At 66.3% G+C, this 7,552-nt stretch carries 8 protein-coding genes; 2 read left to right on the top strand and 6 right to left on the bottom strand.

The annotated features are described in order from the left end of the window. From IG65_RS39245 to IG65_RS37920, 5 genes are all read right to left on the bottom strand, one after another. On the bottom strand, positions 1-195 hold a 195-nt coding region (locus IG65_RS39245; RefSeq protein WP_231509370.1), incomplete at its 3' end, for a hypothetical protein. After that, entirely contained in the window at positions 179-583 is a 405-nt protein-coding gene (locus IG65_RS0123290; protein WP_030517079.1) for a VOC family protein, read from the bottom strand. The genes IG65_RS0123290 and IG65_RS39245, both read right to left, overlap by 17 nt. Before the next feature lie 990 nt (positions 584-1,573). Next, positions 1,574-3,187 carry an adenylate/guanylate cyclase domain-containing protein gene (locus IG65_RS0123285; RefSeq protein WP_051756709.1) on the bottom strand — a complete coding sequence of 538 codons (1,614 nt, stop codon included), beginning with the start codon at positions 3,185-3,187 and terminating at the stop codon, positions 1,574-1,576. A 245-nt stretch (positions 3,188-3,432) separates the two neighbouring features. After that, complete coding sequence (locus IG65_RS0123280) at positions 3,433-3,771, bottom strand: hypothetical protein (RefSeq protein ID WP_030517077.1); 339 nt, start codon at positions 3,769-3,771, stop codon at positions 3,433-3,435. Positions 3,772-3,826: 55 nt separating this feature from the next. Next, complete coding sequence (locus IG65_RS37920; RefSeq protein WP_156055737.1) at positions 3,827-4,039, bottom strand: TipAS antibiotic-recognition domain-containing protein; 213 nt, start codon at positions 4,037-4,039, stop codon at positions 3,827-3,829. Between the two features lie 233 nt (positions 4,040-4,272). On the opposite strand from IG65_RS37920, the gene IG65_RS0123275 reads away from it, so the two are divergent. Both IG65_RS0123275 and IG65_RS0123270 read left to right on the top strand, forming a co-directional pair. After that, entirely contained in the window at positions 4,273-4,689 is a 417-nt protein-coding gene (locus tag IG65_RS0123275; RefSeq protein WP_030517076.1) for a VOC family protein, read from the top strand. Between the two features lie 2 nt (positions 4,690-4,691). After that, positions 4,692-5,282, top strand: a complete 591-nt coding sequence (locus IG65_RS0123270; protein WP_030517075.1) for a dihydrofolate reductase family protein — start codon at positions 4,692-4,694, stop codon at positions 5,280-5,282. A gap of 490 nt (positions 5,283-5,772) precedes the next feature. Here IG65_RS0123270 and IG65_RS0123265 read toward each other — a convergent pair whose 3' ends face one another. After that, positions 5,773-6,858, bottom strand: coding sequence for an alpha/beta hydrolase (locus IG65_RS0123265; RefSeq protein ID WP_231509368.1), 1,086 nt, complete (start codon positions 6,856-6,858; stop codon positions 5,773-5,775). Positions 6,859-7,552 lie beyond the last annotated feature (694 nt).

Below are 7,552 nucleotides of genomic sequence, written 5' to 3'. Positions count from 1 at the left end.
GCCGCAGGCCCGCCACAGCCTCGAGGCGATCGAGGACAGCGCAGTGCTGCTGACGGTCGCGAAATAGTCTGGCCGGCCGGGCCGTTCATCACGATCGGCGCCGGGCCGAGTCGGGTGCCGGCGGTCGTCACAGGCTGGTGCAGGCGCCGGGACGACGCCGAGGCCGGATTCGCTGGTCTCACCGGAACCGGTCATCGATCACCTCGCGGGGAAGCTGCTGGGGGGTCGGGTGGGTGATCAGCATGCGGATGCCGTCCGGGTCGACACCGTCGACGAAGGTGATTCCGTTGCGGGTGTGGGTGTAGGTGCTTTTGTAGTGTTCACGCAGGCGACCCTCGATCCGATGTAATTCGGCTTCGCTGTCGGCCGACCAGACGATCTGCTCGACACCGATACCACCGACCGGTAGCGCGCCGTGATGCCGGCTCAGACAGAGGTACAGCTGGAAACCGGGGGGCGTCAGGAGCAGCGCGGCGTCTGGTTCCCGCAGTGCTTGCGAGCATTCGAACACCTCGCGGTAGAAGCGTATCGAACGATCCAGGTCCGATACCCGCATGACATACGACGTCACGTTTGTGGCCATATGAACCCACCTTCACTCTTGCTGCCTCGGGTGTCCGGGACAGCGGGACCTTCTGTCGGGGCCCTGTGACCCCCGCGGGCCCGTCAGCGCCGCGGCAGCTGCGGGCCGCCACTACCGTCCAGACCGTGTCCGACCCGTCGGGCAGTGCACGAATCGGCCGATCCCGCACCATGATTCGGTGCACCGGCGCGTCCGGGCAGCCCTGCGACCGAGTTCGGCGGCGAGCGATCCCGCGGCTCCTGTGACGGATGTAGCCGTCGGTCGAGGATCGCTTCCGGTATCGGCTCGCTGGACTGTCTGGTCGTGGCCACCGTTGCCTGCCGGAACGGGTGCGACGTCGACGGGCGCTGCAGACAACGGTGAATCCCCTCTCGGTCGACATCCTCGACGGGCATGGTGGTGACGTACCCCGGCCGTCGAACGATCGCACCTGTCGGTGCATCGTTGCCGCAGCGCTGAGCGAGACGCCGAGGTGACGGGAACCGGATCCGCTTCCGACGGGGTGCGCCGAGTGATCCGGCGGGGTGCGCCACCGCACCTTAGTTTATACAAAATTTGGATGTATAAATAGAGCCAGTCTTGGGCCGGCGTTGTCGACGACCTGCTCGAGTGGTGGGGCAGGAGACCGGGACTGCTCGACTTGATGGCATCGAGCGCTGGCTGTTCGACAAGGGCGTACCCGGGAAAAGGGGTGGACGCCCGGTGAATGTGGTTGGCGCCGAGCAACACTGAAACGGGTGCGGCGGCGCGGCCGTCGTCGTCGGCTGGACTCGTTGTGGTGCCACCGCCGGCGCGGTGGTCATTTGCCCGGAGGCGCCGGTGCGGGTGGTGTGGGCATGGGTGAGAGCCAGCACCCCTGTAGCAGGACCACACCGTTGAAGAAACCTCGAACGCGGGAACGCCGCAACGGCGACCACAACAAAGCCACACGGGTCCGACGGGGCTAGCTACTCGTCGTTTATGCACGACGGTGTGCCACATGGATTTCGGTTACCTTTCAGGATTTACCGCCTGTCGGCCTGTTCCCTCAGTTGTGGGTGCCGGTGCTGGTCGCTGAATAGGGCGGGCCAGGCGGGTCGGGGTGAGCCGGCCTCTCAGGGTCACCGATTCGCCGAGTTGCCAGTGTTCGGCTTCGGTGGGGGCGGACGCGGCAACCGTCTTATCCGAGGTGAGGAGTAGGGAGTCGCGTTTTGCCAGTTCACAGAGGCGGGCGGCTTCGTTGACAGCGTCGCCGATCACCGTGAATTCGTAGCGCTGCCGAGCGCCGACATTGCCTGCGACAACACGGCCCTCGGCGATTCCGATCGCAGCGACGAAATCCGCGGCGTCGGTATCGAGCCGGGCGTGGATCGCGCGGCCGCACGCCAATGCGGCGCCCGCTGCGTCGGGAAGCGTTGCAGGCGTGCCGAATACGGCCAGCGCCGCGTCCCCTTCGAACTTGTTGAGCAAGCCGCCGTGGCGCTCCACCTCGTCCACCACCACACTGAAGAAGCGATTGAGAATCGCGACCATCTCGGGTGCGGGCAGGGACGCGGCCATGGTCGTGGATCCGACGATATCGATGAACAGTGCGGCCGCCTCGACTTCGACGCCGCCGAGCGCGGCCGTGCCTGTCAGTGCGGCGTTGGCGACCTCGCGCCCTACGTGCCTGCCGAACAGGTCCCGGATCTGCTCGCGTTCGCGCAAACCGCCGACCATGTTGTTGAAACCGCTCTGCAGTTCGCCCAGTTCGGTGCCGTCGTAGACCGCGAGTTCCAGATCGAATTCGCCCTTCTCCACCTCGCGCATCGCTCGGCGCACACCACTGATCGGGGCGACGGTCGCGGCCAGCGTCTGTGTCATCAGCAGCAAGCCGATCAGCAGGGTCGCACCGCCCAGCGAAAGCACGCACACTGCCAACCGGGCCGTGCTCACATCGTCGGTGCACAGAGCGAGCACCGCGAGCACCATCAGGCCCGCCACCGGGAGACCCGAACCGACCATCCACATCAACAACGATCGCCCGACGACGCCGATTCCGCGGCGGGAACGCGACTTCCGTGCCGAGAGCACTCGCGAGGTCACCGGTCGCAACGCGAATTCGATGATCAGATAGGTACTCGCGCACACCACAACCGCGCTGAAGGTGATCCCGAACGCGACCTTGGCGATCAGCCCGGGGTCGGCGAGTCCAGCGAGCAGTGTGAGCACAGCCACACCGCCGAACCACAGCACCGCCTGGATCCGCACCAGTCGCCGCGGCACTGCTGCGGCCGCGGCTTGTTGCCGTTCGGTGGGCACCACATCCGGGTCGAGGGCCCAGCCCAGCGCGCTCAAACCGCGCACAGTGCCCCACCAGACGCCGATCAACACGGCGACCACGGCATATACCGGGGCGGCGACGGCATCGACCAAGACGATCTTCTCAGCGAAGACGGAAGGTCCGGGGAGGACGAAACCGATCAACGTGATCGACACGAATACACCGGCCAGGTTGGCCAGTACGATCGGCACCGTCAACAGCAATTGCACGCGCAGCCGCCGAGTTCCCGCGGCTTCGTCCTCGCGTCCCAGCAGCCGCGACCCCCAAGGCGCCGCCTCGAGTGGGGTATTGCTGCGCGGCATACTCGGCCCGCCCTTTCTGGATCTACGTCGTACCGAGGGCCGGGTCGCCCGAAACACACATACTATGTCTCCGGCTCGCCTTCTCGCGCTTTGCGGAGCAGGCCAGGCCGGGTCGCAGCACGACGCATCTGCGTGGACGAGAAAAGCCTCACCATGTGGCGAATGGAGGGGCTGTCCAACCACCGATGGCGCGCTCGAAGAGTCAGTGCATCACCGATGTGGTTCGACCGCCCCGAACCGATCGTTCAAGCAGGAAGAGTGTCCCCGGGGAAGCCGTGGCACGGGTGTACCTCGTAGTGCATCATTCCGGCTTGCACGCACGGGTCCTCGGCGAGTGTCGCGGTGGCCTCTTCGGCGGGGACGGTCATGATCGCGACGCCTGCGATGGTGTCGGAGGCGACCGGGCACAGGACGGCGATCACGCCATCGGATCGCAGCGAGACCATGCGGCGCTGGTGCTCGAGTTCGATTGCGTTCGCGCCGTCCATGTTTCGGTTCGGTCCCCAGTGCAGCACGGCCAGGCTGTAGGGTTTCGCGGTCGCGGCCAGCGCTTGAATCTGTTCGTCGGTCACGGTCGTGCTCAATGCTGTCTCCTCAGGTCGGCCGTGCTTTGCCTCCGCGACGATAACCGCCTCGGGATCATCGGGCAGCGGATCGAGTGCCGCGGTGGCAGTTGGCCAGGATCGCGTCGTGGATGTACTGCGACAGTCCCGGGGCCATGTCGTCGTAGTTGAGGCCGAGCCGGCGGTTGGCGCGGTATTCCTCGGCCAGGCGTCGATGGGTGCCCGCTGGGCCGGAGCAGACCGACCTCGGCGTAGTGGACTGTGCCGCCTCACCCCACGAGCGGGTCAAGCGTAGGTGAGACCGAAGAGGCCGAGTCCTGGTTCCTGCGTAGCGGTTTCGTAGACCTCTCGCGGAACACCGTGAGCGCGCCCCAAGTGCCGGTACTGCTGGACAGGACGACACGAAGTTCGTCGGAGGCGGGGAGGTGGTCATGCCTCAACCTAGCCGGAACCCCAGAAAGGTGGGGTAGCCGTAACGATCCAGGTCGCAGCATGATCGACGCAGACAAAGGAGGTACGGGGATGAGAACGTTGCACATCGGGTTGCGGGTGACCGATCTCGGGCGGTCGCTGGCGTTCTACACGGCTATCGGATACGAGGTCGTCGGTAGTGTGCCCGAGACGCCGATCGGGCATCTGACCATGCTGAAGCTCCCTGGCGACGAGTTCGTCACCGTCGAGTTGGTGCACGACGGCGACCCGGTCGACCGGGGTACCGACGTCAGTCATGTTGTCGTGCAGGTGGAGTCGATGGCCGACACGCTCGATGTGCTGGCCGGCCACGGGATCGAGCCGGTCGCCCCGGGGCACGACGGCGATGACGGCCTGAAGACGGCGTTCATCGCCGATCCGGACGGTCGCCGGATCGAACTCGTCCAGTGGCCCGCGGGCCACGCCGACGGCATGACCGCCGCCGACTGGCCGGAGAAAGGAAATTGAGGATGAACAGGACGCCGCTGCGCCTGTACATGTCCGTGTCGGTCGACGGGTACATCACCGGGCCGGACGACCGGCCGGGCCAGGAACTCGGCCGCGACGGCGGCCGGCTGTTCGACTGGCTCGACGACCGGATGTCGGAAGGGGTCAACGGACAGGTGTACGCCGAGGCCGCCTCCACCGGCGCCGTGATATCCGGACGCCGCACGTTCGAGCTGGCCAAGCGATGGAACGGTGACCACCACGACGGCGTGCCGATCCACGTGCTCACCCACACCATCGACCCGGCCGACGTGCCACCGGGCAACGCGAAGTTCTACACCGACGTCGACGCGTGTGCCGACGAGGCCCGAGAAGCGGCGGGAGATCGAGCCGTGCTGGTCCACGGCGCGGGCGCGGCACGGGCTCTGCTGGCAGCAGGCCAGCTCGACGAACTCGAACTGCACCTCGTCCCCGTACTGCTCGGTGGAGGACGGCGCCTGTTCGAACCGACAGCACAAGGCCACATCGAACTGGAACTCATTCGCCGGCTCGAAGGCCGCGGCGCCACACATCTGCGTTACCGCGTAGTCCATCGAGAAGGGCAACAGCCATGACAGCCGCGTTGCTGACAATCGATACTCTCGACGTCAGGGCTGCGGTGGCACCTGGACCATCTATCCGGCGCACAGTTCCATTTTCCCGGTTACGGACGGGCGCTCAGCCGTTCTCCCACACGCTATCCGGCATTACCGAGCACTCTCCGGTGATCTTGCCACCTATGGTGTCAACCCCACGACCAGCGAGATCCTGCTACCTCGCAGAGCGAGGACCGTTCCTGCGTGCTCGCGGGCCGGCGGTGTGGTCGACGGCGCGGAGCGGATCCTGTTGTTGGCCTGCGGTTCCGCGAACACAGCATTACGCATCACATCCGGCGACATGAGGTCGTGGCAGCAGCGAAAGCTGGCAAAGTCCCGGCCTCTGAGCATGGGCGCCCGCGGAGAGCGGAAAATGTCCGGGCACGGTCGGCTACTCGATCCCGCACGCGGGTGGTCGGCGACCCGCATACTCTAAGAAGCTGATCCGTCGCCGCTGCGCGTGTAGCCGTCATGGTTGCCGGCCGACCGGCTCGGCGAGGCCCGCACGGAGCGCGTGGGCTGCGGCCAGCATCGCCTGCCGCGCTCGCCCGCCGATTCCAAGGAGATTGACGTATCCGTGTGGCAGATCGGAATAGCGGTCACGAGTGACCGGAACGCCTGCGGCCGTGAGCTTCTCGGCGTAGCTCTCGCCTTCGTCGCGCAGCGGGTCGAAACCCGCGGTGGCGACGTAGGCGGGCGCGACGCCGCCGACATCGCCGTACAGCGGTGACAGCCGGGGGTCCGTGGGATCGGCGCCCGCGGGCAGGTAGTTGGCGCGACTCCAAGCGATGTTGTCGTCGGAGAGGAAGAAGCCCTCGGCGAACAGGCGGCGGGAAGGGGTCTGCGCCTCGAAATCCGTTGCGGGATAGATGAGTAGCTGAAATGCGGGTGCTGGACCGCCGGTGTGGGCGGCGTGCTGGGCGACGACCGCGGCCAGATTGCCGCCCGCGCTGTCACCCCCGACCGCGATGCGCGCAGGATCGGCGCCGAGCTCGGACGCGTGGGCATGGGCGTAATCGAACGCCGTCACTGCGTCGTCGACGGCGGCGGGGAACGGATGTTCGGGCGCGAGACGGTATTCGATCGACAGGACGCGGACACTGGCGTTCTCGGCGAGAAATCGCGCCACAGGTTCGTGGCTGCGGCGCGACCCCACGCACCACCCCCCGCCGTGGTAGAAGGCCAGCAGCCCCGCGTCTTCCGGCAGGCCGGACGGAGAGTACAGAGTTGCCGGAATGTCATGGCCCGCAGCGGGAATGATGACCTCCCGGACTGCCATTCCGGCAGCCGCCGAGGCACCGCCTGCGATGATCCCGCCCGCATCGGTGTGCGTGCGGGCACGGGCGACGGGATCGCCGAATGGGTCGATACCGACTACCCGCATGAGACGGGTGACTAATTGGGCGTCGAGATCTTGTTCCTGGTGGTCGATCCTGGCGGCCGACCCCGCGATCGTGCGCCGGACCGGCCGTGGCAGAGCGAGCACCGTACGGAACGCCGCCGTCTGCAGCGGCAGCGGCAGCCGATCGAGCGGTAGTGAGCGAAACCTCGGCACCAATGCGACTATACGGTCGGTCCTGTAGGCGGCAACAGGACCTGCCGGGTTCCGGACGCCCAACTGGCGATGCCGGGTTCTCCGGCACAAGCCGCAAAACCGCACCGGCCTGGACAACGCTCTCACCGCGGTCACCGCCGCGGCCGTCACCGACCGCCGAAGCCGGCGACATCCTCACCGGCCTGTTCCTCGACCGCGCCACCGGCACCGTGGTCAGTCCGGGTCGGTCATGTCGTTAATCGCGCCCAGGGCCCGGGCAGCGCACAGCCGAGCCCGTTGCCGGCATGAGCACGGTCGACGAGCAGCCGACGAACCCGACGCCAGTCGCGTTCCCACGGAGGCTACTGACAATTTCGTGCGGCCTACCACTGACACCTTCTGCGGTTCCCCCGGTTCGAGCCACTGCCATTTCATGCGACCTCGCACCAGGCCCTCGCACCAAGCGTTCGGAGCCGGTGAATCCGCTGACAGTAACCTCTCCGATACCGACTGTAACGAGCGAGTAACGGCCAATGTCTACTCTGACGCGGAAGATATCGCCAAGGGCAAAGCGAATAGGTACATAAAATGCATCGTTCCCGCAGCGTACATCGCATGTGCTGATGACCACCGACCGAGACTGCACGAATGAGGCCGCGATTTTTGAAACCGGTCAGGATAACCGGGGTCCCAACAAAACCGATTTGTCGTAGGA

It is taken from the genome of Nocardia sp. NRRL WC-3656 (assembly GCF_000720265.1).
GTDB lineage: Bacteria > Actinomycetota > Actinomycetes > Mycobacteriales > Mycobacteriaceae > Nocardia > Nocardia nova.
This window is presented reverse-complemented; position numbering and strand designations above follow the sequence as displayed.

Excerpts from the sequence above, each read along its gene's own strand:
- IG65_RS0123290 (WP_030517079.1), bottom strand. The coding sequence starts at position 583 with ATGGCCACAAACGTGACGTCGTATGTCATGCGGGTATCGGACCTGGAT.
- IG65_RS0123275 (WP_030517076.1), top strand. The coding sequence starts at position 4,273 with ATGAGAACGTTGCACATCGGGTTGCGGGTGACCGATCTCGGGCGGTCG.
- IG65_RS0123285 (WP_051756709.1), bottom strand. The coding sequence starts at position 3,187 with ATGCCGCGCAGCAATACCCCACTCGAGGCGGCGCCTTGGGGGTCGCGG.
- IG65_RS0123270 (WP_030517075.1), top strand. The coding sequence starts at position 4,692 with ATGAACAGGACGCCGCTGCGCCTGTACATGTCCGTGTCGGTCGACGGG.